26 protein-coding genes are annotated in these 25,157 nt (G+C 40.8%); 19 read left to right on the plus strand and 7 right to left on the minus strand.

The annotated features are described in order from the left end of the window. The first annotated feature begins 2 nt into the window (after positions 1-2). The 3 genes from HMPREF9184_RS05420 (at position 3) to sdbB (ending at position 2,256) form a co-directional block, all read left to right on the plus strand. Positions 3-863, plus strand: a complete 861-nt coding sequence (locus HMPREF9184_RS05420) for a methionyl aminopeptidase (RefSeq protein ID WP_000631556.1) — start codon at positions 3-5, stop codon at positions 861-863. 127 nt (positions 864-990) lie between these two features. Next, complete coding sequence (ccdA2, locus tag HMPREF9184_RS05425) at positions 991-1,698, plus strand: thiol-disulfide oxidoreductase-associated membrane protein CcdA2 (protein ID WP_000446552.1); 708 nt, start codon at positions 991-993, stop codon at positions 1,696-1,698. A gap of 12 nt (positions 1,699-1,710) precedes the next feature. After that, positions 1,711-2,256: a thiol-disulfide oxidoreductase-associated lipoprotein SdbB gene (gene sdbB, locus HMPREF9184_RS05430; RefSeq protein WP_000755637.1), complete on the plus strand. Its 546-nt coding sequence runs from the start codon at positions 1,711-1,713 to the stop codon at positions 2,254-2,256. Positions 2,257-2,290: 34 nt separating this feature from the next. Here the strand turns inward: sdbB and pbp3 are convergent, their stop codons facing one another. After that, positions 2,291-3,535 carry a D-alanyl-D-alanine carboxypeptidase PBP3 gene (gene pbp3 / locus HMPREF9184_RS05435; RefSeq protein ID WP_000720644.1) on the minus strand — a complete coding sequence of 415 codons (1,245 nt, stop codon included), beginning with the start codon at positions 3,533-3,535 and terminating at the stop codon, positions 2,291-2,293. A 104-nt stretch (positions 3,536-3,639) separates the two neighbouring features. Here pbp3 and HMPREF9184_RS05440 point away from each other — a divergent pair, with 104 nt between their 5' ends. The 5 genes from HMPREF9184_RS05440 to ffh all read left to right on the plus strand — a co-directional run bounded on the left by HMPREF9184_RS05440 (position 3,640) and on the right by ffh (position 8,471). Next, complete coding sequence (locus HMPREF9184_RS05440) at positions 3,640-4,755, plus strand: AI-2E family transporter (RefSeq protein WP_000489834.1); 1,116 nt, start codon at positions 3,640-3,642, stop codon at positions 4,753-4,755. Between the two features lie 238 nt (positions 4,756-4,993). Beyond that, on the plus strand, positions 4,994-6,190 hold the full coding sequence (gene tuf, locus HMPREF9184_RS05445; protein ID WP_001040719.1) for an elongation factor Tu: 1,197 nt from the start codon (positions 4,994-4,996) through the stop codon (positions 6,188-6,190). Positions 6,191-6,331: 141 nt separating this feature from the next. Continuing rightward, the gene (locus HMPREF9184_RS05450) at positions 6,332-6,664 is read left to right on the plus strand and encodes a putative DNA-binding protein (protein WP_000402064.1); all 333 of its coding nucleotides are present in this window, start codon (positions 6,332-6,334) and stop codon (positions 6,662-6,664) included. Between the two features lie 2 nt (positions 6,665-6,666). Beyond that, entirely contained in the window at positions 6,667-6,882 is a 216-nt protein-coding gene (locus tag HMPREF9184_RS05455) for a hypothetical protein (RefSeq protein WP_000535219.1), read from the plus strand. A 17-nt stretch (positions 6,883-6,899) separates the two neighbouring features. Further along, a complete protein-coding gene (gene ffh / locus HMPREF9184_RS05460) occupies positions 6,900-8,471 on the plus strand; it encodes a signal recognition particle protein (RefSeq protein WP_000863611.1) in 1,572 nt (523 codons plus the stop codon). Between the two features lie 80 nt (positions 8,472-8,551). On the opposite strand, the gene HMPREF9184_RS05465 is transcribed toward ffh, so the two are convergent. From HMPREF9184_RS05465 to guaA, 5 genes are all read right to left on the minus strand, one after another. Then, the gene (locus HMPREF9184_RS05465) at positions 8,552-9,553 is read right to left on the minus strand and encodes a sensor histidine kinase (RefSeq protein WP_000812625.1); all 1,002 of its coding nucleotides are present in this window, start codon (positions 9,551-9,553) and stop codon (positions 8,552-8,554) included. Further along, positions 9,537-10,226, minus strand: coding sequence for a response regulator transcription factor (locus HMPREF9184_RS05470; RefSeq protein WP_000680567.1), 690 nt, complete (start codon positions 10,224-10,226; stop codon positions 9,537-9,539). Before HMPREF9184_RS05470 ends, HMPREF9184_RS05465 begins: the two co-directional genes overlap by 17 nt. A gap of 32 nt (positions 10,227-10,258) precedes the next feature. Continuing rightward, a complete protein-coding gene (locus HMPREF9184_RS05475) occupies positions 10,259-12,313 on the minus strand; it encodes an FtsX-like permease family protein (protein WP_000491814.1) in 2,055 nt (684 codons plus the stop codon). Next, on the minus strand, positions 12,303-13,076 hold the full coding sequence (locus HMPREF9184_RS05480; protein WP_000447869.1) for an ABC transporter ATP-binding protein: 774 nt from the start codon (positions 13,074-13,076) through the stop codon (positions 12,303-12,305). The genes HMPREF9184_RS05475 and HMPREF9184_RS05480 overlap by 11 nt, the downstream gene beginning before the upstream one ends. 260 nt (positions 13,077-13,336) lie before the next feature. Next, positions 13,337-14,899 (minus strand): glutamine-hydrolyzing GMP synthase, encoded by a 1,563-nt coding sequence (guaA, locus tag HMPREF9184_RS05485; RefSeq protein ID WP_000065706.1) that lies wholly within the window; start codon positions 14,897-14,899, stop codon positions 13,337-13,339. A 140-nt stretch (positions 14,900-15,039) separates the two neighbouring features. Between guaA and HMPREF9184_RS05490 the strand changes: the two genes are divergently transcribed. The 11 genes from HMPREF9184_RS05490 (at position 15,040) to HMPREF9184_RS05540 (ending at position 24,047) form a co-directional block, all read left to right on the plus strand. Beyond that, on the plus strand, positions 15,040-15,738 hold the full coding sequence (locus HMPREF9184_RS05490) for a GntR family transcriptional regulator (protein WP_000936172.1): 699 nt from the start codon (positions 15,040-15,042) through the stop codon (positions 15,736-15,738). 135 nt (positions 15,739-15,873) lie between these two features. Then, positions 15,874-17,160 (plus strand): peptidase U32 family protein, encoded by a 1,287-nt coding sequence (locus HMPREF9184_RS05495; protein ID WP_000169070.1) that lies wholly within the window; start codon positions 15,874-15,876, stop codon positions 17,158-17,160. Between the two features lie 14 nt (positions 17,161-17,174). Next, on the plus strand, positions 17,175-17,486 hold the full coding sequence (locus HMPREF9184_RS09495; protein ID WP_009444251.1) for a CHY zinc finger protein: 312 nt from the start codon (positions 17,175-17,177) through the stop codon (positions 17,484-17,486). 232 nt (positions 17,487-17,718) lie between these two features. Beyond that, positions 17,719-17,919 carry a F0F1 ATP synthase subunit C gene (locus HMPREF9184_RS05505; RefSeq protein WP_001054555.1) on the plus strand — a complete coding sequence of 67 codons (201 nt, stop codon included), beginning with the start codon at positions 17,719-17,721 and terminating at the stop codon, positions 17,917-17,919. A gap of 34 nt (positions 17,920-17,953) precedes the next feature. Continuing rightward, the gene (gene atpB / locus HMPREF9184_RS05510) at positions 17,954-18,667 is read left to right on the plus strand and encodes a F0F1 ATP synthase subunit A (RefSeq protein WP_000392867.1); all 714 of its coding nucleotides are present in this window, start codon (positions 17,954-17,956) and stop codon (positions 18,665-18,667) included. Between the two features lie 13 nt (positions 18,668-18,680). Beyond that, positions 18,681-19,175 carry a F0F1 ATP synthase subunit B gene (gene atpF / locus HMPREF9184_RS05515; RefSeq protein WP_000558546.1) on the plus strand — a complete coding sequence of 165 codons (495 nt, stop codon included), beginning with the start codon at positions 18,681-18,683 and terminating at the stop codon, positions 19,173-19,175. Then, positions 19,175-19,711: a F0F1 ATP synthase subunit delta gene (locus HMPREF9184_RS05520; RefSeq protein WP_000358979.1), complete on the plus strand. Its 537-nt coding sequence runs from the start codon at positions 19,175-19,177 to the stop codon at positions 19,709-19,711. The genes atpF and HMPREF9184_RS05520 overlap by 1 nt, the downstream gene beginning before the upstream one ends. A 14-nt stretch (positions 19,712-19,725) precedes the next feature. Further along, positions 19,726-21,231, plus strand: a complete 1,506-nt coding sequence (atpA, locus tag HMPREF9184_RS05525; RefSeq protein ID WP_000996625.1) for a F0F1 ATP synthase subunit alpha — start codon at positions 19,726-19,728, stop codon at positions 21,229-21,231. A 15-nt stretch (positions 21,232-21,246) separates the two neighbouring features. Then, positions 21,247-22,125 (plus strand): F0F1 ATP synthase subunit gamma, encoded by an 879-nt coding sequence (locus HMPREF9184_RS05530; protein WP_000301232.1) that lies wholly within the window; start codon positions 21,247-21,249, stop codon positions 22,123-22,125. Between the two features lie 85 nt (positions 22,126-22,210). Next, complete coding sequence (gene atpD / locus HMPREF9184_RS05535) at positions 22,211-23,617, plus strand: F0F1 ATP synthase subunit beta (RefSeq protein ID WP_000094365.1); 1,407 nt, start codon at positions 22,211-22,213, stop codon at positions 23,615-23,617. Positions 23,618-23,627: 10 nt separating this feature from the next. Then, positions 23,628-24,047 (plus strand): F0F1 ATP synthase subunit epsilon, encoded by a 420-nt coding sequence (locus HMPREF9184_RS05540; RefSeq protein ID WP_000192869.1) that lies wholly within the window; start codon positions 23,628-23,630, stop codon positions 24,045-24,047. A gap of 42 nt (positions 24,048-24,089) precedes the next feature. On the opposite strand, the gene HMPREF9184_RS05545 is transcribed toward HMPREF9184_RS05540, so the two are convergent. Beyond that, entirely contained in the window at positions 24,090-25,103 is a 1,014-nt protein-coding gene (locus HMPREF9184_RS05545; protein ID WP_000665602.1) for a lactonase family protein, read from the minus strand. Positions 25,104-25,157 lie beyond the last annotated feature (54 nt).

Raw genomic sequence — 25,157 nt, forward strand, 5'->3', positions numbered from 1 at the left:
AAATGATAACTTTAAAATCAGCACGTGAAATCGAAGCCATGGACAAGGCAGGTGATTTCCTCGCTAGTATCCATATCGGCTTACGTGATTTGATTAAGCCAGGCGTGGATATGTGGGAAGTAGAAGAGTATGTTCGTCGCCGTTGTAAAGAGGAGAATTTCCTTCCTCTACAGATTGGGGTAGATGGTGCAGTCATGGATTACCCCTATGCCACTTGCTGCTCTCTCAACGACGAAGTAGCTCACGCTTTTCCACGTCATTACATCTTGAAGGATGGCGACTTGCTCAAGGTTGACATGGTTCTAGGTGGTCCGATTGCCAAATCCGACCTCAATGTATCTAAACTCAACTTTAATAATGTTGAGCAAATGAAAAAATACACCCAAAGTTATACTGGTGGTTTAGCAGACTCGTGCTGGGCTTATGCGGTCGGTACACCGTCTGAAGAAGTGAAAAACTTGATGGATGTGACCAAGGAAGCTATGTATATAGGGATTGAGAAAGCAGTCGTTGGAAACCGTATCGGCGATATCGGTGCAGCAATTCAAGAATATGCTGAAAGTCGCGGTTATGGCGTCGTGCGTGATTTGGTTGGTCACGGAGTTGGTCCAACTATGCACGAGGAGCCAATGGTCCCTAACTACGGTGTTGCAGGTCGTGGTCTTCGTCTCCGTGAAGGAATGGTGCTAACCATTGAACCCATGATCAATACTGGTGACTGGGAAATTGATACAGATATGAAGACTGGCTGGGCTCATAAAACCATCGATGGTGGCCTGTCGTGCCAGTATGAACATCAGTTCGTGATTACCAAAGACGGTCCTGTTATCTTGACAAGTCAAGGTGAAGAAGGAACTTATTAAAATGAAAGGAGCTTAGCTCCTTTTTTTGTTTCAAGTTTAGATAAAATAGACAAGCGTAGCAAAGTTGTCACAAATTTTTTCTTTTGTAGTAAAATAAGATTAGAATTTTGTGAAAGTAGGTAATTCGTTGGAGTCTGTTATATTTTTAGTATCGGTTTTTTTAGCTGGCATACTGTCTTTCTTTTCACCCTGCATCTTCCCTTTGCTCCCAGTCTATGCTGGTATTTTACTGGATGATCAGGGAAATTCAAAAAGTTTTCGATTTTTCGGAAGAGAGGTTGCATGGTCAGGCTTAATTCGGACCTTGTGCTTTATTGCTGGAATCTCCCTCATTTTCTTTATTTTGGGATTTGGAGCTGGATTCTTAGGGCATATGCTCTATGCTGACTGGTTTCGTTATGTTATGGGGACGGTTATTATCCTTTTAGGCCTTCACCAGATGGAAATCTTGCATTTCAATAAACTGGAAGTTCAAAAGACAGTCACCTTCAAACAATCAAAGTCAAATCACTATCTTTCAGCCTTTTTACTTGGGATAACCTTTAGTTTTGGTTGGACCCCTTGTATTGGACCAGTTTTAAGTTCGGTCTTGGCTTTGGCAGCTTCAGGTGGTAATGGTGCTTGGCAAGGAGCCATACTAACCTTAGTGTATACATTGGGAATGGCTCTTCCTTTCCTTGTTTTAGCCTTGGCTTCGGGCTGGATAATGCCCTATTTTAGCAAATTAAAACCTCATATGATTCTACTAAAGAAAATCGGGGGAGCTTTGATTATTTTGATGGGATTATTATTAATGCTAGGGCAGTTAAATGCCTTGTCAGGAATTCTTGGATAAAAGGAGAAAAAGATGAAAAAAGTTATTTTTACAGAGTTGAGCCTCATGTCTTTATTTTTGTTGATTGCCTGTGGCGAAAAAGAAACCAAACAATCAGAAAATCCCAAACAACCTACTGTACAACAAATCGCAGTAGGAAAGGATGCGCCGGACTTCACCTTGCAGTCTATGGATGGCAAAGAAGTCAAGTTATCAGACTATAAAGGCAAAAAAGTCTATTTGAAATTCTGGGCCTCTTGGTGTGGTCCTTGTCGAAAGAGTATGCCTGAGTTGATGGAATTAGCTGCTAAACAAGATCGAGACTTTGAAATACTAAGTGTCGTCGCACCAGGCCTACAAGGTGAAAAAACAGTTCAAGACTTTCCAAAATGGTACCAAGAACAAGGCTACAAGGATATACCAGTTCTATATGATACCAAGGCAACTACCTTCCAAGCCTACCAAATTCGTAGTATTCCAACAGAATACTTGATTGATAGCCAAGGAAAAATCGGGAAAATCCAATTTGGTGCTATTAGCAATGCTGATGCGGAAGCAGCTTTTAAAGAGTTGAAATAAAATAAAGAAAAAATCGCGATTCTACGCGATTTTTTTATAGTTTCTCATTGATAAAGCGGATAAATTGATTCCACCAAACCTTCAAAAAGAAGGCTTTTTCAACTTTCTTTTCAGAAACCATTTCAAAAGATGGTTTGTCGGAAGTGAGGTAGCCTTGACCAACCAAATCTTGATCATCATAGGTTAGATGACCAACAACAGTTTCAGCTTCTAGTGGCGCTGTCTCGGCCTTGTTTTTTGGAGTGAACTGCAGGCTTGATGATGCTCGACTTCCCAAGCGTTGAATGACAGTGATATCAGATTTAGCAACAGCAGTTACGGTATCTTCCTTCCCATCAAGTACAGAAACTTTGCTATCTTTGTAGGCCTCTCCTTTCTGGACAATTGTTTTGAGAGCATAATTAGATGTTATATAGTCCAAAAGAGAAGAAGTAGCAGTAAAGCGAGCGTAAGGATTACTGTTTTGCTGGTCAGCGTTTAAGACAACTGTGATGATTCGCATCCCTTTTTCGGTAGTTGTTCCAACGAAAGAAGCTCCCGCCTTGTCTGTTGTACCAGTTTTGAGCCCATCTACTCCACCTCGATATGCTGGCATTCCTTCCAACATATAGTTAGTAGAGTGGATTTCCATACCAGCAAATGTTGATGAAGATTTCTTGGTGATTTCTAAAACTTGAGGATAATCTCGGATGAGGTTTCGAGCGATGATTGCAACATCGTAAGCGCTTAGTTTGTTTTCCTCATCTTTTTTAGAGCCAGGATAGATATTATTTCCAAGTGTTTCGTTATTAAGTCCAGTAGTATTGACAATAGTAGCATCTTGGATACCCCATTCAAGAAGTTTCGCTCTCATCTTGTCAACGAAGTCTTTCTCTGAACCAGCAATTTTTTCAGCAAGAGCAATTGCTGCACTATTGGCACTTGATACTAGAGTCGCTTCCAATAATTGTTCCACTGTGTACTTACGTGCTTCCATAGGAACATTACTAGCCTCAGAATTGGTTGTGAGTTGGTATGGATAGTCAGAGATGTCAACTGGGGTAGATAGGCTAATTGTACCTTGCTCCAAGGCTTCATAGACTAGGTAAACAGTGAGAATCTTGGTAATAGAGGCAATTTCAACAGCTTGAGTAGCATCTTTTTCGTAGAGAATTTTCCCAGTGTTTGCTTCAACAGCAATGGCATGCTTGGCAGCGACATCAAAATCTTGCGCAGATACAGTAGGAACGACTGTGCCAAAAATGATAAGAGTTAGTAAGGATAAAATTATTTTCTTCATAGTAGTTTTATTCTATCACAAAGCGAAAAAATATTCTCGTTTTTATAGTAAAGCCATCTTATCTTTTTGAAGAATTATGGTAAAATAGAAAAAAGGAGGCGCCTATGTTCCGTAGAAACAAGTTATTTTTTTGGACAGCTGAAATTTTACTACTAACTCTTATTTTATATCTTTGGAGAGAGATGGGAGCGATTGTCACACCTTTTGTGATGGTTGCCAATACCATTATGATTCCATTTTTGCTCGGGGGATTTTTCTATTACCTGACAAATCCCATCGTAACATTTTTAGAAAAGAAATGTAAAGTCAATCGTTTGATAGGTGTGCTCATCACTCTTTGTGCCTTGATTGGTACAATAGTAGTAGGGGTGGTCTACTTGCTACCGATTTTGATCAATCAGTTGACAAGCTTGATTATTTCTAGCCAGAATATCTATAGCAGACTGCAGGATTTGGTTATTGATTTATCAATGAATCCAATCTTTCAAAATATTGATATTCAAAAAACCATTCAACAGTTGAATTTATCTTACGTTGATATTTTACAAAACATTCTCAACAGTGTGAGCAATAGTTTAGGCAGCGTTCTTTCAGCCTTGTTTAGTACTGTTTTGATTCTCATTATGACACCAGTCTTTTTGATTTATTTCTTGCTTGATGGTCATAAGTTCCTCCCGATGTTGGAACGAACAGTCCTAAAACATGATAAATTAAACTTCTCCAGTCTCTTGAAGAATTTGAACGCTACTGTAGCACGTTATATCAGTGGAATTGCGATTGATGCTGTCATAATCGGATGTTTGGCCTATGTTGGTTACAGTGTTATTGGCTTGAAGTACGCCTTAGTCTTTGCTATTTTTTCTGGCATTGCCAATCTGATTCCCTATGTTGGTCCAAGTATCGGTCTGATTCCTATGATTATCGCCAATGTCTTTACTGATCCGCACAGGGTTCTAATTGCAGTAATTTATATGCTGATTATCCAACAAGTGGATGGGAATATCCTCTACCCTCGTATTGTCGGAGGGGTTATGAAAGTTCATCCAATTACCATTCTGGTCCTTCTCTTACTTTCTAGCAATATTTATGGTGTTATCGGAATGATTGTAGCGGTGCCAACTTATTCTATCCTAAAAGAAATTACTAAGTTCTTGGCGAAATTATATGAAAATCATAAAGAAGCCCAAGAAAAAGGACTGGAAAAATCAGAATCAATCTAAAAATCAGGGAGACCTGATTTTTTTGATAAAAAGACTTGAGGTTAGTCTGGTCAAAAGTGTTTAAAATGAATCCGTTGGAAAAGGAAAAGAATGGGAAAGTGTGAGATTTAGAATAATTCACAAAATGTGTGTAAAACACTTGCAATTTAGCTAAAATTTGATAAAATAGTAAGGAAAGTTAGACTGTATTGCCTACTGTCTATCTATAAAATATATTTTATTGGAGGCTTTTACTCAAATGGCAAAAGAAAAATACGATCGTAGTAAACCACACGTTAACATTGGTACTATCGGACACGTTGACCACGGTAAAACTACCCTAACTGCAGCTATCACAACTGTATTGGCACGTCGCTTGCCTTCAGCAGTTAACCAACCTAAAGACTATGCGTCTATCGATGCTGCTCCAGAAGAACGCGAACGCGGTATCACTATCAACACTGCACACGTTGAGTACGAAACTGAAAAACGTCACTATGCCCACATCGACGCTCCAGGACACGCGGACTACGTTAAAAACATGATTACTGGTGCCGCTCAAATGGACGGAGCTATCCTTGTAGTAGCTTCAACTGACGGACCAATGCCACAAACTCGTGAGCACATCCTTCTTTCACGTCAGGTTGGTGTTAAACACCTTATCGTCTTCATGAACAAAATTGACTTGGTAGACGACGAAGAATTGCTTGAATTGGTTGAAATGGAAATCCGTGACCTATTGTCAGAATACGACTTCCCAGGTGACGATCTTCCAGTTATCCAAGGTTCAGCTCTTAAAGCTCTTGAAGGTGACTCTAAATACGAAGACATCATCATGGAATTGATGAACACTGTTGATGAGTACATCCCAGAACCAGAACGTGATACTGACAAACCATTGCTTCTTCCAGTCGAAGACGTGTTCTCAATCACTGGACGTGGTACAGTTGCTTCAGGACGTATCGACCGTGGTACTGTTCGTGTCAACGACGAAATCGAAATCGTTGGTATCAAAGAAGAAACTCAAAAAGCAGTTGTTACTGGTGTTGAAATGTTCCGTAAACAACTTGACGAAGGTCTTGCCGGAGATAACGTAGGTGTCCTTCTTCGTGGTGTTCAACGTGATGAAATCGAACGTGGACAAGTTATCGCTAAACCAGGTTCAATCAACCCACACACTAAATTTAAAGGTGAAGTTTACATCCTTACTAAAGAAGAAGGTGGACGTCACACTCCATTCTTCAACAACTACCGTCCACAGTTCTACTTCCGTACTACTGACGTTACAGGTTCAATCGAACTTCCAGCAGGTACTGAAATGGTAATGCCTGGTGATAACGTGACTATCGACGTTGAGTTGATCCACCCAATCGCCGTAGAACAAGGTACTACATTCTCTATCCGTGAGGGTGGACGTACTGTTGGTTCAGGTATGGTTACAGAAATCGAAGCTTAATTCGATTAAGTTCCCAGAAGAACAATTATTTAAGTCAGACACTAAAAGAATCTTGCTTTGCAAGGTTCTTTTTTTGTTCTTGCTCTATTTGAAGTGCTTCTACTCTAGCGGTATAATCGTTTTTTTGGTATAATAAAAGTTATGGAAATTGAAAAAACCAATCGCATGAATGCGCTTTTTGAATTTTATGCTGCGCTTTTGACAGATAAGCAAATGAACTATATAGAGCTTTATTATGCAGATGATTACAGTCTTGCTGAGATTGCTGAAGAGTTCGGTGTCAGCCGTCAAGCTGTTTATGACAATATCAAGCGGACAGAAAAGATTCTAGAAGATTATGAGATGAAATTACACATGTATTCAGACTACATTGTTCGTAGTCAGATTTTTGACCAGATCTTGGAGCGTTATCCAGAGGATAACTTTCTACAGGAGCAGATAGAAATTTTAACAAGCATTGACAATCGGGAGTAATCATGGGCAGTCTAGTTATTTATCAAGGATTACCTTGCAAACTATTAGCCGCAGAGGAACCATTTCCTACTCGACTACAGATTATCTCGCCCAATGATATCTCCAAAGCTATGCAAATAGGTTTTAGCTGTTGGGGATATCCAAATGAAATCATGAAAGAAATCACACCCGAAGAACTTGAGTGTTTGCAACATTTCGGACGATTTCCACTGAATTGAGTAAATAGGAGAAAAAAATGGCATTTGAAAGTTTAACAGAACGTTTACAGAACGTCTTTAAAAATCTACGTAAAAAAGGAAAAATCTCTGAGGCGGATGTCCAAGAAGCGACTAAAGAGATTCGTCTGGCCTTGCTTGAAGCCGACGTTGCTTTGCCTGTTGTAAAGGACTTTATCAAGAAGGTTCGTGAACGTGCAGTCGGACACGAGGTCATTGATACCCTTAATCCAGCACAACAGATTATTAAAATCGTTGATGAGGAACTGACAGCTGTTTTAGGTTCTGATACGGCAGAGATTATCAAGTCACCTAAGATTCCTACGATTATCATGATGGTCGGTTTGCAAGGGGCTGGTAAAACAACCTTTGCTGGTAAGCTAGCCAACAAACTCAAGAAGGAAGAAAATGCTCGTCCTTTGATGATTGCGGCGGATATCTATCGTCCAGCAGCCATCGATCAGTTGAAAACACTTGGACAACAAATTGATGTTCCTGTCTTTGCACTTGGAACAGAAGTGCCAGCTGTTGAGATTGTTCGCCAAGGTTTGGAGCAAGCGCAGGCCAATCACAACGACTATGTCTTGATTGATACGGCAGGACGTTTGCAGATTGACGAACTCTTGATGAATGAGCTTCGTGACGTAAAAGCATTGGCTCAACCAAACGAGATTCTGCTCGTAGTTGATGCCATGATTGGTCAGGAAGCAGCTAATGTTGCCCGTGAGTTTAATGCTCAGTTGGAAGTAACTGGTGTCATCCTTACCAAGATTGATGGGGATACTCGTGGTGGTGCGGCTCTATCTGTTCGTCACATCACTGGAAAACCAATCAAGTTCACTGGTACGGGTGAAAAGATTACAGATATTGAAACCTTCCACCCAGACCGTATGTCTAGCCGTATCCTTGGTATGGGGGATATGCTCACTTTAATTGAGAAAGCTTCTCAGGAATACGATGAGCAAAAAGCCCTTGAAATGGCTGAGAAGATGCGTGAAAACACCTTTGATTTCAATGATTTCATCGATCAGTTGGATCAGGTGCAAAACATGGGGCCAATGGAAGACTTGCTCAAGATGATTCCAGGTATGGCTAACAATCCAGCCCTTCAAAACATGAAGGTAGATGAGCGTCAGATTGCTCGTAAACGTGCTATCGTGTCTTCCATGACACCTGAAGAACGTGAAAATCCTGATTTGTTAAATCCAAGTCGTCGTCGTCGTATCGCTGCTGGATCTGGAAATACTTTTATCGAAGTGAATAAATTCATCAAAGACTTTAACCAGGCCAAACAGCTCATGCAAGGTGTCATGTCTGGGGATATGAATAAGATGATGAAGCAGATGGGCATCAATCCAAATAACCTTCCAAAAAATATGCCAAATATGGGAGGAATGGATATGTCTGCCCTTGAAGGAATGATGGGACAAGGTGGTATGCCAGATATGTCAGCTCTCGGAGGAGCTGGAATGCCAGATATGAGCCAGATGTTTGGTGGTGGACTCAAGGGTAAAATTGGTGAATTTGCCATGAAACAGTCTATGAAACGCATGGCCAACAAAATGAAAAAAGCTAAGAAGAAACGCAAATAAAAAAGGAAAGCAGAAGTGCTTTCCTTTTTTTATATAAAATATGTACTTTCTATGATTAGGCAATTTTCTTAATCGAAAAATTACGAAATGGAAAGAGTAATTTCAAATCCTTGCAGCCATTCGGATTTTACTGTGATTTCGATTTTTAAAGCATCTGCTAATTGTTTGACTAGATAGAGGCCCATACCTGTTGATTTTTTCCTGGTATCTCCCGAGTCTCCCGTAAATCCTTTTTCAAAGATATGAGGGAGGTCGCAAGCTTTAACTCCGCAGCCATTATCCCTAATAATCAGACTTGTGCGCCCCTTATCCTTTGACATAGAAATACTGAGTTCGGGCTTGTCAGAGCTGTATTTAAGGGCGTTGGCGAGGATTTGGGAGAGGATAAATTCAAAACTGCGTTGATCAGTGTAGCAAGTTCCTTGTATATTTTCTAGCTGAATCGTAAAATTCTTTTCTTTGAGTAAGGGATCAAAGTTTTCCAAGAGATCTTGGATACATTCTTCTAGATCAAGGTCTTCAAATAGAAAATCATTTTTCTCACTTTTCACCCTGTAGTAGAATAGGATCTGTGATACATTTTCTTGTATTTGATTTTTCACATAGTCCAACTTAAATGCTGTGTCCTCAGGCAGCTGGTCACTTTGATTATCCAAAAGGAGGGAAAGAAGCGATAGAGGGAGTTTAATCTCATGCGCCCATTTTTCAACATAGTCCTCGTACTCGGCTAGTAATGAGTTGAGCTTTCCTATTTCAGTCTGCTTTTGATAAAGTGTATCTGCCATTTGTTCAATGCTTTCTTTCTCTGAGGCACTTGATAAATGCAATAATTCAAGCTCAGTATCGACCTTGGGATTGGCTATGAAGGCTTTATAAGCAGTTGATTTTTTTCTTTCTTTTCTTATAAGTAGGAATGATAGGATGAAAAAGAGCAGGACTGTAGCTAAAAGATAGAGAAGGACGAGGACTTGAAACATCCTCACGTCTGAAAGCCAAAGCAGAACAGCTGTAAATAGATCAAATGCTAAGAGAACAAGTAACCAGGGCAGGTAAGTAGCTAGATATTTAAGATTCTGTTTCATCTGGACTTACCTCTTCTAGCTTGTACCCAATACCTCTGACGGACTTGACCTGAAGTGCAATGCCAGCCTGTCTCATCACCTTTTTGAGCCTTGCAATATTTACTTGAAGAGCATTTTCATCGATGAACTCAGTTGTATTCCACAGTTTCATGCTTAGTTCTTCTTTTGTGGCGACAGAATCAGTTGCCACTAATAAGGTTTCTAGCAATTTCCCTTGATTTTGGGGGAGTAAAATCGAATGTCCGTTGATATAAAGGGTATAGGTATTTCTATCCAGCAGGAAATTATCTTTTTCAAGCAAATTTTGTCTACCTTCATAGCGTTTCAAGATGTTTTCTATACGAGCCAAGAATCTTTCTTTCTTGAAAGGTTTTGTTAAGTACTCGTCAGCCCCTAATTTTAGGGCGTAAATCTCATCTTTTAGTTGTTCATGGGAGGTGAGAACCAATATGGGCACAGAGCGTTTGGACTTGAGATTTTTACAAATTTGAAAACCTGTTTCTCCCGGCAAATTCAAATCCAGTATGATTAGATCCGTATCGTATTGCAGCACTTGCTGGCTTGTATCTTTGAAGTCAGTCAACTTATCAACTTGATAACCCGCTTTCTCTAACAAAATGACAATTTCATCTCGAATCAAGGCTTCGTCTTCAATAACCAGAATATGCTTCATATCGGTTCCTCCTTTTCCTAATTTATTCTACCTTATTCATCTCTTTTGGGTTCCATTAAGGACAACAAGTACTTGTTGCTATTTTTCTTTACAATTCTGATATAGATGACTTCAAAGCCAGCTAACAGCAGTATGATCAGCATGGCTGTGATAAATTTCTGCCCCATGTCCATTCTTACACTAGCAGGTACTATTCCTGTGAGGAGGGAGCCCACTCCGAAGCTACTACTGATAAGTGCAAGGGCTATTGGCAGACCGAAATACCAATTGATTTGCTTTTCTGACGATTTACAAAGAGTTTCGTAGTTGGCTCCGAGATGAATCAAGGTTTGGTATCGTCTGTAGGATTGTCTTTGTCCCATCAAAAATTGAACGCCAATGATTGTATTTGCCACAACAAGGAAGATGATAGCCAGATAGATGGTGATATAGCTGGCAGAGATAATGTAAAATAATTGTCTTCCCATATTTTGTATATAGCTTTCATAGCCAAGAGAGGTTTGATTTAGCTTTTCATTCGTATCTGAGATAGCTCTCATCAGGCCTTTTTCCTTGACTAGCTCAGGAGCCAAGATACCGCTAACATAGTTCGAATAGCGACCGTCTGTATAACTCATAAAGGTCTCATCTGGGACTATGAGGGCAACAGAGAGGGTGATTTCACGATCCGTTACGATTGGTAAAGACTGTACCTCTCCAATCAATTTTACATCATTTCCCATGACTTTGATTTGAGGGTTTGCTTTCAGAACAGAGTTAACCAAGTTCTCATCAGGGAGAAAGTCTTTCCCCATATACAAGTAGGCTTCCTTGCTAGTTAATTCTAGAGGAGGGAGATTGGCAGCCTTTCTAAGTTCATTGTATTCGGAAACAGGCATGAGGTGGAAATTAGTAGACGGTTTAAATTTTTGGAGCAAAATTTCCTTGTTCTTGCTGTCTTTTTGCTTTTTCAACTCCTTTATGACCTCTTCAAAGGACACGGACTCGTGTTCTTTAGGTTTGCCCACTTTGATTTGCAGAATCTTTGAAAACTGTGATGCTAGACCAGCAGCTTCAAGCTCTTTTTTTACTGTACTTACATCAAGATTTTCATCTGTTTCCTGCTTGCTATCTCTAAATGTATAATCCAATACGTGGGTTTGATTGTCTGAATTGCCACTTGCAATGGCCACACCTGCTCCAAAGAGGCACAAGGCAGAGAAGATTAAGAGGGAGCAGATGGCCAGTATAGTTGAGCGCTGGATAACTAATTCCTGAATCTGTCTAAAATTATAGGCATGAAGTTTTCTATTGTTTCCAAGCTTGACCAAAAAGTCTATAAATAAACGCATGCCAAAGAAGAGTAGGATGGTTCCCAGAGTCCCCAAGAGAACAGTGATGCCCATGGTTATGACACTTTTCCAAGCTCGTCCACTCATACCCATGTAATAGGCTGTTCCAAGAAGTAAAATTCCGAGGACGGAAGCAAGAAGGTACACGCCCTTGGGGAGTAGTTTCTTCATCCCAGAAGGAGAATAGGATAGCAGGTTTCCGATTTCCTTATTGGCCGTCTTTGCACTTAAAAGGACAAAAACAGCTAATTTTACGGCTAGGAAGCCGATGACTGTATAGAGCAGAGCTGTGGTAGATAGAGAAAATTTATGCTCAATAATCCCTAGTCCCACAATTTTAGCGGTTATTAGGCTGATCAGTTCTGAAATCAAGATAGAAATAGGAAGGCCTATTCCAAGGGCAAGGACACTGTTTCTCAAATCCTCGAGCAGGAGTAGCAAGAACAGTTTGCTTCTTCGCATTCCCAGTGTGAGATAGACACCAAATTCATGTTTTCTTCTTTCCATCTGCATACTGCTTGCGAAGTAGACTAGAAAAAAGAGAATAAAGAGCGTTGCTACATAAAGAATGGGAATCATGCTAAAGAGTTTATTTACAGCATGACTCTCTATTTGTTTTAGAAAGATCATCACATCTTGATGGGATAAAGAAAGGATGATGTAAAAGGAGATAATAGAAAGAACCATAGAACTGAAATACAAGCCATTATTCTTTCGATCTCTCTTGCTATTTCTTGAGACTAATTTAGAAAACATTGCCATCACCTCCAGCCAGTGCAGACATGACCTTTAGTATTCTGTGGTAGAAATCTTCTTGACTTTCTCTTGGATAGTCGCGTCGAATTTCATGGAAGAGTTTTCCATCTTGGATAAACAAGATGCGGTTGCAAAAGCTGGCTGCAACTGAATCGTGGGTCACCATGAGAATGGTGGTTTCTTCCACTTGATTCATTTCGGATAATTTTTGCATCAAAATACTTGCATTTTTTGAATCCAAAGCCCCTGTGGGCTCATCCGCAAATACAATCTTAGGGTCTAAAATCAAGGCACGCGCAGCAGCTACCCTTTGCCGTTGACCACCTGATAATTGAGATGGGAACTTATCCAGAAGTTCAGAAATATCCAGATATTGGGAAAGCAATTCTAACCGAACCTTGCTTTCGTTGGCATCGATCTTGTGCAAAGACAAGGGGAGTAAAATATTTTCTTTGGCTGTCAGATTGTCCAAAAGCTCAAAATTCTGGAAGAGATAGCCAATTTCCTTGCCACGATAATCAGCTAACTGACTACCTTTTAACTGACCTAAATCCTTTTCTTGCATTTGAATGGAACCGTCAGTTGGCTTGATGATAGTAGAGAGACAGTTAAGAAGGGTTGTTTTCCCAGAACCGCTACTCCCCATAATCCCTAAGAACTCACCTTTGACAACTTGAAAAGATATGCCGTTCAAAGCTTTGGTGATATTCGGTTCTTTTCCATAATGCTTTTTTAATGATTCTACTCGTAAAATTGTTTCCATGTGAAACACCTCCATCTTTTGTTACTTTCATTATAATATGAATCAGAGTAGAATAACACTTACGGATGATGTAAGAAATCTTTATCGCTGACTTTTATAGTCAGGTTATTGGAGCTATACTTACTATATTATAGCATGGTTTCAAGGATTTAAAAAGAGGAGTAGAGAGTCGAGAAATTTTCCTAATATTGAAATTATAAAAAAATAATACCACTGAAGTTCATGCTCCAGCAGTATTTTTTTTTATTTTATAGGAAACTCTATTCCCACTCAACTGTTGCAGGTGGTTTACTTGTAATGTCGTAGACGATACGGTTGACGTGGTCAACTTCGTTAACGATACGAACAGAGATTTTTTGAAGGACTTCCCATGGAATTTTGGCAAAATCAGCTGTCATGCCATCGATAGAAGTTATCGCACGAATGGCAATCGTGTAGTCATAAGTACGACCATCACCCATAACACCGACTGAACGAACCCCTGTGTTAACAGTGAAGTATTGCCAGATATCACGGTCAAGTCCTGCTTTAGCGATTTCTTCACGAAGGATAGCGTCTGATTCACGGACTGTTTCAAGTTTTTCTTCAGTGATTTCACCCATGATGCGGATAGCAAGTCCTGGTCCTGGGAATGGTTGGCGCCATACGATGTGGTCTGGCATACCAAGCTCTGTACCGAGAGCACGAACTTCATCCTTATAAAGAGTATTGAGTGGCTCGATGAGTTCAAACTGCATATCTTCTGGAAGACCACCCACGTTGTGGTGTGACTTGATGGTTTGAGCTGTATCAGTACCAGACTCAATCACGTCAGTATAAAGAGTTCCTTGAGCAAGGAATTTCACATCTTTAAGCTTGCCTGCTTCGTCATCAAAGACATAAACGAACTCGTTTCCGATGATTTTGCGTTTTTGTTCAGGATCAGAAACACCTGCAAGTTTATCAAGGAAACGTTTAGCAGCGTCTGCTTTGACAATGTTCAAACCAAACTTCCCACCAAGCATGTCCATAACTTGGTCTGCTTCTCCCTTACGAAGAAGGCCGTGGTCTACAAAGATACAGATCAATTGATCGCCGATCGCTTTTTGGAGAAGAACTCCAACAACAGAAGAGTCAACACCACCAGATAGACCGAGAAGAACACGTTTATCACCCACAGTTTCACGGATTTTCTTGATCTGCATATCGATGAAGTTGTCCATTGACCAGTCACCTTTGGCACCACAGATATTCAATGCAAAGTTACGAAGGATATCATAGCCATGAACTGAATGACGAACTTCAGGGTGGAATTGGATACCGTAGATATGTTTGTCTGGATTTTCAATAGCAGCGTAAGGACAGTCAGCAGAAGTTCCAGTACGAACAAAGTTAGCAGGAATCTCAGTAACCGCATCACCGTGGCTCATCAAAACAATCTGTTCTTCTGGTGTCCCTTCAAAGAGGGGAGAAGAGGTATGAGTGAGTGGGGATTGACCATACTCACGGTTTCCAGCATGACCTGCAGGGACAACTTTTCCTCCAAGTTTATGAGTTAAAAGTTGCATACCGTAGCAGATTCCCAAAATTGGGATCCCAAGTTCAAAAATTTCTGGGTCAATATCAAATGAACCCTCTTCATATACAGAGTTTGGTCCACCTGAGAGAATGATTCCTACAGGGTTAATCGCACGAACCTCTGCAGCTGAAATTTTATGGCTTTTTAGCTCTGAAAAAACACCAATTTCACGAATACGGCGTGAAATCAGCTGGTTGTATTGGCTACCATAGTCCAGCACGATGATTTTTTCGACATCTTGCAAATCAGTTGAAATGTTGCTCATCTTTTTCCTTTCTCAAAAGAAATATCTTTTTCAATATTCTATCACAAATAGGGGCGAATTACCAACTAAACAAGGCAAAGTTTGACTTTTTCTAATTAAATACGGTACAATAGAGAAAATAAAGAAAAGAAGTGAAAAGCATGTTACCAGCTTATATGAAAATACATGACCAGATAAAAAAAGATATAGATGAGCATCATTGGAAAATCGGAGAAAGACTTCCGAGTGAACGAGACTTGGCTGACCAGTTTCAGGTTAGTCGGATGACCTTGCGACAAGCCATCTCTCTCTTGGTTGAGGAAGGTGTTTTAGAGCGCCGTGTAGGAAGTGGGACTTTTGTCTCTAGCACTCGTGTCCAAGAAAAAATGCGGGGAACGACTAGTTTTACGGAGATTGTCAAATCTCAGGGCAAAGTTCCTTCTAGCCAACTCATTTCTTACAGAAGAACCATTCCAAATGAGCAAGAGGTCGCAAAGCTGGGGATTACTCCGACAGAGAATATTATCCGCATGGAGCGGGTACGTTATGCTTACCAAGTACCGCTAGTCTATGAAGTAGCATCTATTCCTGAGAAATTTATTAAGAACTTCAAAAAAGAAGAAATCACCAGTCATTTCTTCCAAACCTTGCAACAACATGGCTACCGAATTGGCAAATCCCAACAGACTATTTATGCGAGATTGGCTAAGGAAAAAATTGCTGACTATCTAGAAGTCGAAAAGGGACATGCGATTCTGGCCTTGACTCAGGTTTCCTATCTGGATGATGGGACAGCTTTCGAATATGTCAAGAGTCAGTATGTTGGTGAACGTTTTGAATTTTATCTTGAAAATAACTAGTCTTCTAAGACTAGTTTTTCTTTTAGAAAAGATTAGAATTGTCAAAAAAATCTGTCTAGGCTTGATTTTATCCATTATTTACTATAAAATGAGAAGGAAAAACGTCAAACTTTTATATTGCAAATAGGAGAAAAAATGACAAAAACATTAAAACGCCCTGAGGTTTTATCACCTGCAGGGACTTTAGAGAAGCTAAAAGTAGCTGTTCAATACGGTGCGGACGCAGTCTTCATCGGTGGACAGGCCTATGGTCTTCGTAGCCGTGCTGGAAACTTTACCTTTGAGCAGATGGAAGAAGGTGTTCAGTTCGCTGCCAAGTACGGTGCCAAGGTTTATGTGGCTGCCAATATGGTCATGCATGAAGGAAATGAAGCTGGTGCTGGTGAATGGTTCCGTAAGTTACGTGATATCGGAATTGCAGCAGTTATCGTATCTGACCCAGCCTTGATCATGATTGCAGCAACAGAAGCACCTGGTCTTGAAATTCACCTTTCAACTCAAGCCAGTGCGACCAACTATGAAACTCTAGAGTTCTGGAAAGAACTTGGTCTAACTCGTGTGGTTTTGGCTCGTGAAGTTTCAATGGAAGAATTGGCAGAGATTCGCAAACGTACAGATGTTGAGATTGAAGCCTTTGTCCATGGAGCCATGTGTATTTCTTACTCAGGTCGCTGTACGCTTTCAAACCACATGAGTATGCGTGATGCTAACCGCGGTGGATGTTCTCAGTCTTGTCGTTGGAAGTACGACCTTTACGATATGCCATTTGGTAAAGAACGGAAGAGCCTTAAGGGTGAGATTCCAGAAGAATTTTCGATGTCAGCGGTTGACATGTCTATGATTGACCATATCCCAGATATGATTGAAAATGGTGTAGACAGTCTCAAGATCGAAGGTCGTATGAAGTCTATTCACTATGTTTCAACAGTAACAAACTGCTACAAGGCGGCTGTCGATGCTTATCTCGAAAGTCCTGAAAAGTTTGAATCCATCAAACAGGACTTGGTGGATGAGATGTGGAAGGTTGCCCAGCGTGAGTTGGCAACAGGTTTCTACTATGGTACACCTACAGAAAATGAACAATTGTTTGGTGCGCGTCGTAAAATCCCTGAGTACAAGTTTGTTGCTGAAGTCGTTTCTTATGATGATGCTACCCAGACAGCAACCATTCGTCAACGGAATGTAATCAACGAAGGCGATCAAGTTGAGTTTTACGGACCAGGTTTCCGTCATTTTGAAACCTATATCGAGGATCTTCACGATGCCAAGGGAAATAAAATCGATCGCGCTCCAAATCCAATGGAACTCTTGACAATCAAGGTTCCGCAACCTGTACAAGCAGGTGACATGGTTCGCGCACTCAAGGAAGGTCTTATCAATCTCTATAAGGAAGACGGGACAAGTGTCACAGTTCGTGCCTAGATAAGGAGAAGTGAATGATTCAAGCGCAAGGTTTGTTGGTAGATGATGAAAGCAGATGTGTTCATTATCATAGTGAAGAGGATATTGTTTCACTCCAATGTTATGAGTGTAAAAAATATTACGCATGCTATCAGTGTCACAATGCTCTGGAAACACATGTATTTTCTCCCTACCCCTTGGCTCTTTCTGAGGATCAACCGATTTTATGTGGGGTTTGTAAGAGGACAATGACTTTTCAAGAATATAAAGAACAGATAGCTTGTCCTTATTGTAGCGCTCCATTTAATCCAGGTTGTACACAACACTATTCCTACTATTTTAAATAAAATGAATCTATCCAAGTTCTTAACTTGGATTTTTCAGTTTGTTTCAGAAAACATAGTAAAATCAAGAAAAACTCGCAATCTAAAATGGGAAAACTTTCTATAAAATAGGGTAAAACCAGCAAAAATAGAAATAAATCATATGAAACGCTTTCAACGTAAGTAAAAAGTTGACAAATCAAAATTTTAGGACTAAACTAAGTAAGTAAATTTAAATAAAAAAGGAGAATTTATCATGAATTTAACATTTTTCGGTCTTTGTCTTGCCTGTATGGGTGTATCCCTTGCAGAAGGTATGTTGATGAACGGTTTGTTCAAATCAGCAGCTCGTCAACCAGACATCATCCCACAATTACGTAGCTTAATGATCATGGGGATTGCCTTTATCGAAGGAACATTCTTTGTAACTCTCGTATTTTCATTTATCATCAAATAAAGAGAAGTATAAAATGGAAAAGGGAGGATTTTAGATGGAAGAAAGTATCAATCCAACCATCAATATTGGTCCTGTTACCTTTGATTTGACCTTGACAGTATTGACCTTGCTGTCAGTACTCGTTATTTTTGGCTTTATCTATTGGGCAAGTCGGAATATGACTGTGAAACCCAAAGGAAAGCAAAGTGTACTGGAGTATCTCTATGACTTTGTAGTCGGATTTACAGAGCCCAATGTAGGTTCTCGGTACATGAAAGATTACTCACTCTTTTACTTGTGTTTATTTCTTTTTATGGTTATCGCAAACAATCTTGGTTTGATGGCTAAACTTCAAACTACAGATGGGACAAACCTTTGGACATCGCCAACTGCCAATCTTCAATTTGACTTGGCCTTGTCATTTGTAATTATCCTGATGACCCATATAGAGGGAATTCGTCGACGTGGTATTAAAAAGTATCTGAAAGGCTTTGTTACCCCAGGTTTTATGACACCGATGAATCTCCTTGAAGAAGTCACGAATTTCCTATCACTTGCTTTGCGGGTATTTGGAAATATCTTTGCCGGAGAAGTGATGGCTAGTCTGCTTATCACACTTTCTCATCAGGCTCTTTATTGGTATCCAGTCGCATTTGTTACCAATCTAGTCTGGACGGCGTTTTCTGTGTTTATTTCCTGTGTTCAGGCCTATGTATTCACAGTCTTGTCTTCTATGTATCTAGGAAATAAAATTAATGATGAAGAGTAGAAAGGAGTAACAGATGCACGTAACAGTAGGTGAATTAATTGGTAACTTTATTTTAATCGCTGGCTCTTTTATCCTTTTGATTGTCTTAGTTAAGAAATATGCGTGGTCAAACTTGACAAGTGTCTTCGAAGAAAGGGCAAATAAAATTGCTGCTGATATTGATGGAGCTGAACAAGCTCGTCAAAAAGCAGAAACTCTTGCACAAAAACGTGAAGATGAATTGACTGGTAGTCGCAACGAAGCCAAAACAATCATTGAAAATGCTAAAGAGACTGCCGAGAAGAGTAAAGCAGGTATTCTGGCAGATGCTAAAGTAGAAGCAGGTCGCTTAAAAGAGAAGGCGAATCAAGAAATCGCTCAGAATAAAGCTGAAGCTTTGCAAAGTGTTAAGGGAGAGGTGGCAGATTTGACAATTAGTCTAGCTGGTAAAATCATCTCAAAAAACCTTGACAGTCATGCTCATAAGGAACTCATTGATCAGTATATCGATCAGCTAGGAGAAGCCTAATGGACAAGAAAACAGCAAAGGTAATTGAAAAATACAGCATGCCTTTTGTCCAATTAGTGATCGAAAAAGGAGAAGAAGATCAAATCTTTGCGGACTTGTCTCAAATCAAGCAAGTTGCAGAAGAAACAGACTTGCCTTCTTTTTTAGCTCAAGTGGCGGTAGATGAGTCGGATAAGGAAAAAACAGTTGGTTTCTTCCAAGACTCTGTGTCACCTTTAATGCAAAACTTTATTCAAGTGCTGATTTACAATCACAGAGCAAACCTTTTTTATGATATTGTTGTAGATTGTTTGAGTCGACTTGAAAAAGAAACGAATCGATTTGAAGTAACGATTTCTTCAGCTCATCCTTTAACAAATGAACAGAAGGAACGCTTGATTCCGTTGATAGAGAAAAAAATGGCTCTGAAAGTTCGGAGTATCAAGGAACAATTCGATGAAAGTCTCATTGGAGGTTTTGTCATTTTTGCTAATCACAAGACAATTGATGTGAGTATTAAACAACAACTTAAAGTTGTTAAAGAAAATTTGAAATAGAAAGTGGTGTTCTTTTGGCAATTAACGCACAAGAAATCAGCGCTTTAATTAAGCAACAAATTGAAAATTTCAAACCCAATTTTGATGTGTCTGAAACAGGTGTTGTAACCTATATCGGGGACGGTATTGCCCGTGCTCACGGTCTTGAAAATGCCATGAGTGGAGAGTTGTTGATTTTTGAAAACGGCTCTTATGGTATGGCGCAAAACTTGGAGTCAACAGATGTTGGTATTATCATCCTAGGTGATTTTACAGATATCCGTGAAGGCGATACAATCCGCCGTACAGGTAAAATCATGGAAGTCCCTGTAGGTGAGAGTCTGATTGGTCGTGTTGTGGACCCACTCGGTCGTCCAGTTGACGGTCTTGGAGAAATCCACACGGATAAAACTCGTCCAGTAGAAGCGCCGGCTCCAGGCGTTATGCAGCGTAAGTCTGTTTCAGAACCATTGCAAACAGGTTTGAAAGCTATTGACGCCCTTGTACCGATTGGTCGTGGTCAACGTGAGTTGATTATCGGTGACCGTCAGACAGGGAAAACAACCATTGCGATTGATACAATCTTGAACCAAAAAGGTCAAGATATGATCTGTATCTATGTCGCGATTGGACAAAAAGAGTCAACCGTTCGTACGCAAGTTGAAACACTTCGTCAGTACGGTGCCTTGGACTACACAATCGTTGTGACAGCCTCTGCATCACAGCCTTCTCCATTGCTTTTCCTAGCTCCTTATGCTGGAGTTGCCATGGCGGAAGAATTTATGTACCAAGGGAAGCATGTTTTGATTGTTTATGATGATCTTTCAAAACAAGCGGTGGCTTATCGTGAACTGTCTCTCTTGCTCCGTCGTCCTCCAGGTCGTGAAGCCTTTCCAGGGGATGTTTTCTATCTTCACAGCCGTTTGCTTGAGCGCTCAGCTAAGGTTTCTGATGAGCTTGGTGGTGGATCAATCACAGCCCTACCATTTATCGAGACACAAGCAGGAGATATTTCTGCCTATATCGCAACCAACGTGATTTCTATCACTGACGGACAAATTTTCCTTAGTGATGGTCTCTTCAATGCAGGTATTCGTCCAGCTATCGATGCGGGATCATCTGTATCTCGTGTAGGTGGTTCCGCTCAAATCAAAGCCATGAAGAAAGTAGCTGGTACACTTCGTATTGACCTAGCTTCATATCGTGAGTTGGAAGCCTTCACTAAGTTTGGTTCTGACTTGGATGCAGCAACACAGGCTAAGTTGAACCGTGGACGTCGTACTGTAGAAGTATTGAAACAACCAGTTCACAAACCATTACCTGTTGAGAAACAAGTAACCATTCTTTACGCTTTGACACATGGTTTCTTGGATACGGTCCCAGTAGATGATATTGTTCGTTTTGAGGAGGAGTTCCATGCCTTCTTTGACGCTCACTATCCAGAGATTTTGGAAACCATTCGTGAAACAAAAGACTTGCCAGAAGAAGCAGTCTTGGATGCTGCGATTACAGAGTTTCTCAATCAATCCAGCTTCCAATAAGAATAGAGGTGTCAGATGGCAGTATCTCTAAATGATATTAAAACAAAAATCGCCTCAACCAAAAATACGAGTCAAATCACCAATGCTATGCAAATGGTATCGGCTGCCAAGTTAGGTCGCTCTGAAGAAGCAGCGCGCAACTTCCAAGTTTATGCTCAGAAGGTTCGTAAGCTTTTGACGGATATTCTACATGGCAATGGATCTGGTGGTTCAACCAATCCGATGCTCATCAGTCGTCCAGTTAAGAAAACAGGTTATATCGTTATCACTTCAGACCGGGGTTTGGTTGGGGGTTATAATGCTTCCATCCTTAAAGCTGTTATGGAATTGAAAGAAGAATACCATCCAGATGGTACAGGTTTTGAGATAATCTGTATTGGTGGTATGGGAGCTGACTTTTTCAAGGCTCGTGGCATTCAACCAATCTATGAATTGCGGGGCTTGGCCGACCAACCTAGTTTTGATGAAGTTCGTAAAATTATTTCAAAAACGATTGAAATGTATCAAAATGAACTTTTTGATGAACTCTATGTTTGCTATAATCACCACGTCAATACGCTTACCAGCCAAATGCGTGTGGAGCAAATGCTTCCGATTGTTGACTTGGATCCAAACGAAGCAGATGAGGAGTATAGCTTGACATTTGAGTTGGAAACAAGCCGTGATGAGATTCTAGAGCAGTTGTTGCCACAGTATGCCGAAAGTATGATTTACGGGGCTATTATCGATGCTAAGACAGCTGAGAATGCTGCAGGTATGACAGCCATGCAAACGGCGACCGATAATGCAAAAAAGGTCATTAATGATTTGACAATCCAGTATAACCGTGCCAGACAGGCGGCGATTACACAAGAAATTACAGAAATTGTAGCAGGTGCTAGTGCCTTAGAATAAGGCTTTACCCTGTACGTATCAAAATGAACTTAGGCCCTAGGTGAACTAGGGACCGACAGTATCTTATATAGAATAGGAGAAGGAGATGAGTTCAGGTAAAATTGCTCAGGTTATCGGACCCGTTGTAGACGTCTTGTTTGCAGCTGGGGAACCACTTCCTGAGATTAACAATGCACTTGTCGTCTACAAAAATGACGAAAGAAAAACAAAAATCGTCCTTGAAGTAGCCTTGGAGTTGGGTGATGGTATGATCCGTACGATCGCCATGGAATCAACAGATGGTTTGACTCGTGGTATGGAAGTTTTGGACACAGGCCATCCAATCTCTGTGCCAGTAGGTAAAGAAACTTTGGGACGTGTCTTCAATGTTTTGGGAGATACTATTGACTTGGATGCTCCTTTCGCTGATGACGCTGAGCGTCAGCCAATTCATAAGAAAGCTCCAACTTTTGATGAATTGTCTACCTCATCTGAAATCTTGGAAACAGGGATCAAGGTTATCGACCTTCTTGCCCCTTATCTAAAAGGTGGTAAAGTTGGACTTTTCGGTGGTGCCGGAGTTGGTAAAACTGTCTTGATCCAAGAATTGATTCACAATATTGCCCAAGAACACGGTGGTATTTCAGTATTTACTGGTGTTGGGGAACGTACTCGTGAGGGGAACGACCTTTACTGGGAAATGAAAGAATCAGGTGTTATCGAGAAAACAGCCATGGTATTTGGACAGATGAATGAACCACCAGGAGCACGTATGCGTGTTGCCCTTACTGGTTTGACAATCGCCGAATACTTCCGTGATGTAGAAGGTCAAGACGTTCTTCTCTTCATTGACAACATTTTCCGTTTCACACAAGCTGGTTCAGAAGTATCTGCCCTTTTGGGTCGTATGCCATCAGCCGTTGGTTACCAACCAACACTTGCTACGGAAATGGGTCAATTGCAAGAACGTATCACATCAACCAAGAAGGGTTCTGTAACCTCTATTCAGGCCATCTACGTGCCAGCGGATGACTATACTGACCCAGCGCCAGCGACAGCCTTCGCTCACTTGGATTCAACTACAAACTTGGAACGTAAGTTGGTACAATTGGGGATTTACCCAGCCGTTGACCCGCTCGCTTCAAGCTCACGTGCCTTGGCACCTGAAATTGTTGGTGAGGAGCACTATGCTGTAGCTGCAGAAGTCAAACGTGTCCTTCAACGTTACCATGAATTGCAAGATATCATTGCCATCCTTGGTATGGATGAGTTGTCAGATGAAGAAAAGACCTTGGTTGCACGTGCTCGTCGTATCCAGTTCTTCTTGTCACAAAACTTCAACGTTGCGGAGCAATTTACTGGCCAACCTGGTTCGTATGTACCAGTAGCGGAAACAGTTCGTGGCTTTAAGGAGATCCTTGAAGGAAAACATGACCATTTACCAGAAGATGCCTTCCGTGGAGTTGGTTCAATCGAAGACGTCATTGCTAAGGCAGAGAAAATGGGATTTTAAGGGGTGACCTATGACTCAGTTAACTGTCCAGATCGTGACACCAGATGGCCTCGTCTATGATCACCATGCCAGCTTTGTATCGGTACGAACTCTGGATGGTGAGATGGGGATCTTGCCACGACATGAAAATATGATTGCGGTTTTAGCGGTTGATGAAGTAAAGGTAAAGCGAATCGATGATGATACTCATGTGAACTGGATTGCAGTGAACGGAGGGATTATCGAGATTGCTAATGACATCATTACCATCGTAGCGGACTCAGCAGAGCGTGCTCGTGATATCGATATTAGTCGTGCAGAACGTGCGAAACTTCGCGCTGAACGAGAAATTGAAGAAGCTCAAGATAAGCACTTAATTGACCAAGAACGACGCGCTAAGATTGCTCTTCAACGTGCCATTAACCGTATCAATGTTGGAAATAAACTATAATCAAAAAATGAACTTGAATCTCAAGTTCATTTTTTGATTATCTTAGTTCGTAAAGTAGATGCAGACTGCTTCAGGAATCTGGAAGTCGTTAGAAAGTTCTGCAAGACGGCCACTTTCAGGATTGCGCTTAAAGACGGTTGCGTTATCAGAATCTTGATGAACAGCAATGAGAAACTCTTGATCAGGAGTTAGGTCGAAATCACGTGGATTTTGTCCGTGTGTTGGTACAATCTCTAATAATTCCAAGCTACCATCAGCGAGGATTGTATAGACTGCAATGGAATCATGACCACGGTTGGATGCATAGAGGTAGTTGCCATCTTTTGAAAGACGAATAGCAGCAGTAGCATTGAAGTCCTTGTATCCATCTGGTAAGGTTGAAATGACTTGCATGCGTTCAAATTCACCAACCCCATCGTAAATTAGGACTTCAACGGTACTATTGAGTTCGCAGATGAGATAGGCAATCTTATAGTGGTGGTGGAAAACGATGTGGCGAGCACCTGCTCCAGCTTGGCTGTGATAGGTAGAAAGTTTACTTAGTTTTCCTTCTTGGCTAACATCATAGGTCGTCACCTTGTCAGTACCTAGATCACATGTGACGAGATACTGGTCAGGTGTTAGGTCTGTAAAGTGTACATGTGGAGAAGTTTGGTTTTCATGAGGACCTTGTCCGTTATGCTGCTCCAGATCCGTTTGGATGAGGCTACCATCAGCTTGACGCTTATAAACTAGAACTTGACCTTTGTGATAGTTGGCTCCGTAAACGAGACTACGCTTTTCATCCACTGCCACATAACAATGGGGAGCGCCTTCTTCAACAACATGATTTAGCAAAGTGCCATCAGTATTGTAAGCAGCGATGCCACCTAAGCCATCCTGACTCCCTACGCTGTATAAGTGTTGCTGTTGGTCAAAGGCAAGGTAGGTCGGACTTGGTTCAGTAGCAAAAAGCTCAAGATTTGCAAGCTGGCCTGTTTCTGTATCAAAATCTGCCTTGTATATCCCTTTAGATAAGCGACGAGTATAAGTTCCAAAATAAACAGTTTCTTTCATGTCCATACCTCTTAATAATGATAAGTTCATTATACCACAAAATAACTACCATGA

Origin of the sequence: Streptococcus sp. oral taxon 058 str. F0407, from assembly GCF_000235485.1 — a bacterium.
Lineage (GTDB): Bacteria > Bacillota > Bacilli > Lactobacillales > Streptococcaceae > Streptococcus.

Excerpts from the sequence above, each read along its gene's own strand:
- HMPREF9184_RS05420 (WP_000631556.1), top strand. The coding sequence starts at position 3 with ATGATAACTTTAAAATCAGCACGTGAAATCGAAGCCATGGACAAGGCA.
- sdbB (WP_000755637.1), top strand. The coding sequence starts at position 1,711 with ATGAAAAAAGTTATTTTTACAGAGTTGAGCCTCATGTCTTTATTTTTG.
- pbp3 (WP_000720644.1), bottom strand. The coding sequence starts at position 3,535 with ATGAAGAAAATAATTTTATCCTTACTAACTCTTATCATTTTTGGCACA.
- HMPREF9184_RS05440 (WP_000489834.1), top strand. The coding sequence starts at position 3,640 with ATGTTCCGTAGAAACAAGTTATTTTTTTGGACAGCTGAAATTTTACTA.
- tuf (WP_001040719.1), top strand. The coding sequence starts at position 4,994 with ATGGCAAAAGAAAAATACGATCGTAGTAAACCACACGTTAACATTGGT.
- HMPREF9184_RS05450 (WP_000402064.1), top strand. The coding sequence starts at position 6,332 with ATGGAAATTGAAAAAACCAATCGCATGAATGCGCTTTTTGAATTTTAT.
- HMPREF9184_RS05455 (WP_000535219.1), top strand. The coding sequence starts at position 6,667 with ATGGGCAGTCTAGTTATTTATCAAGGATTACCTTGCAAACTATTAGCC.
- ffh (WP_000863611.1), top strand. The coding sequence starts at position 6,900 with ATGGCATTTGAAAGTTTAACAGAACGTTTACAGAACGTCTTTAAAAAT.
- HMPREF9184_RS05465 (WP_000812625.1), bottom strand. The coding sequence starts at position 9,553 with ATGAAACAGAATCTTAAATATCTAGCTACTTACCTGCCCTGGTTACTT.
- HMPREF9184_RS05470 (WP_000680567.1), bottom strand. The coding sequence starts at position 10,226 with ATGAAGCATATTCTGGTTATTGAAGACGAAGCCTTGATTCGAGATGAA.
- HMPREF9184_RS05475 (WP_000491814.1), bottom strand. The coding sequence starts at position 12,313 with ATGTTTTCTAAATTAGTCTCAAGAAATAGCAAGAGAGATCGAAAGAAT.
- HMPREF9184_RS05480 (WP_000447869.1), bottom strand. The coding sequence starts at position 13,076 with ATGGAAACAATTTTACGAGTAGAATCATTAAAAAAGCATTATGGAAAA.
- guaA (WP_000065706.1), bottom strand. The coding sequence starts at position 14,899 with ATGAGCAACATTTCAACTGATTTGCAAGATGTCGAAAAAATCATCGTG.
- HMPREF9184_RS05490 (WP_000936172.1), top strand. The coding sequence starts at position 15,040 with ATGTTACCAGCTTATATGAAAATACATGACCAGATAAAAAAAGATATA.
- HMPREF9184_RS05495 (WP_000169070.1), top strand. The coding sequence starts at position 15,874 with ATGACAAAAACATTAAAACGCCCTGAGGTTTTATCACCTGCAGGGACT.
- HMPREF9184_RS09495 (WP_009444251.1), top strand. The coding sequence starts at position 17,175 with ATGATTCAAGCGCAAGGTTTGTTGGTAGATGATGAAAGCAGATGTGTT.
- HMPREF9184_RS05505 (WP_001054555.1), top strand. The coding sequence starts at position 17,719 with ATGAATTTAACATTTTTCGGTCTTTGTCTTGCCTGTATGGGTGTATCC.
- atpB (WP_000392867.1), top strand. The coding sequence starts at position 17,954 with ATGGAAGAAAGTATCAATCCAACCATCAATATTGGTCCTGTTACCTTT.
- atpF (WP_000558546.1), top strand. The coding sequence starts at position 18,681 with ATGCACGTAACAGTAGGTGAATTAATTGGTAACTTTATTTTAATCGCT.
- HMPREF9184_RS05520 (WP_000358979.1), top strand. The coding sequence starts at position 19,175 with ATGGACAAGAAAACAGCAAAGGTAATTGAAAAATACAGCATGCCTTTT.
- HMPREF9184_RS05530 (WP_000301232.1), top strand. The coding sequence starts at position 21,247 with ATGGCAGTATCTCTAAATGATATTAAAACAAAAATCGCCTCAACCAAA.
- atpD (WP_000094365.1), top strand. The coding sequence starts at position 22,211 with ATGAGTTCAGGTAAAATTGCTCAGGTTATCGGACCCGTTGTAGACGTC.
- HMPREF9184_RS05540 (WP_000192869.1), top strand. The coding sequence starts at position 23,628 with ATGACTCAGTTAACTGTCCAGATCGTGACACCAGATGGCCTCGTCTAT.
- HMPREF9184_RS05545 (WP_000665602.1), bottom strand. The coding sequence starts at position 25,103 with ATGAAAGAAACTGTTTATTTTGGAACTTATACTCGTCGCTTATCTAAA.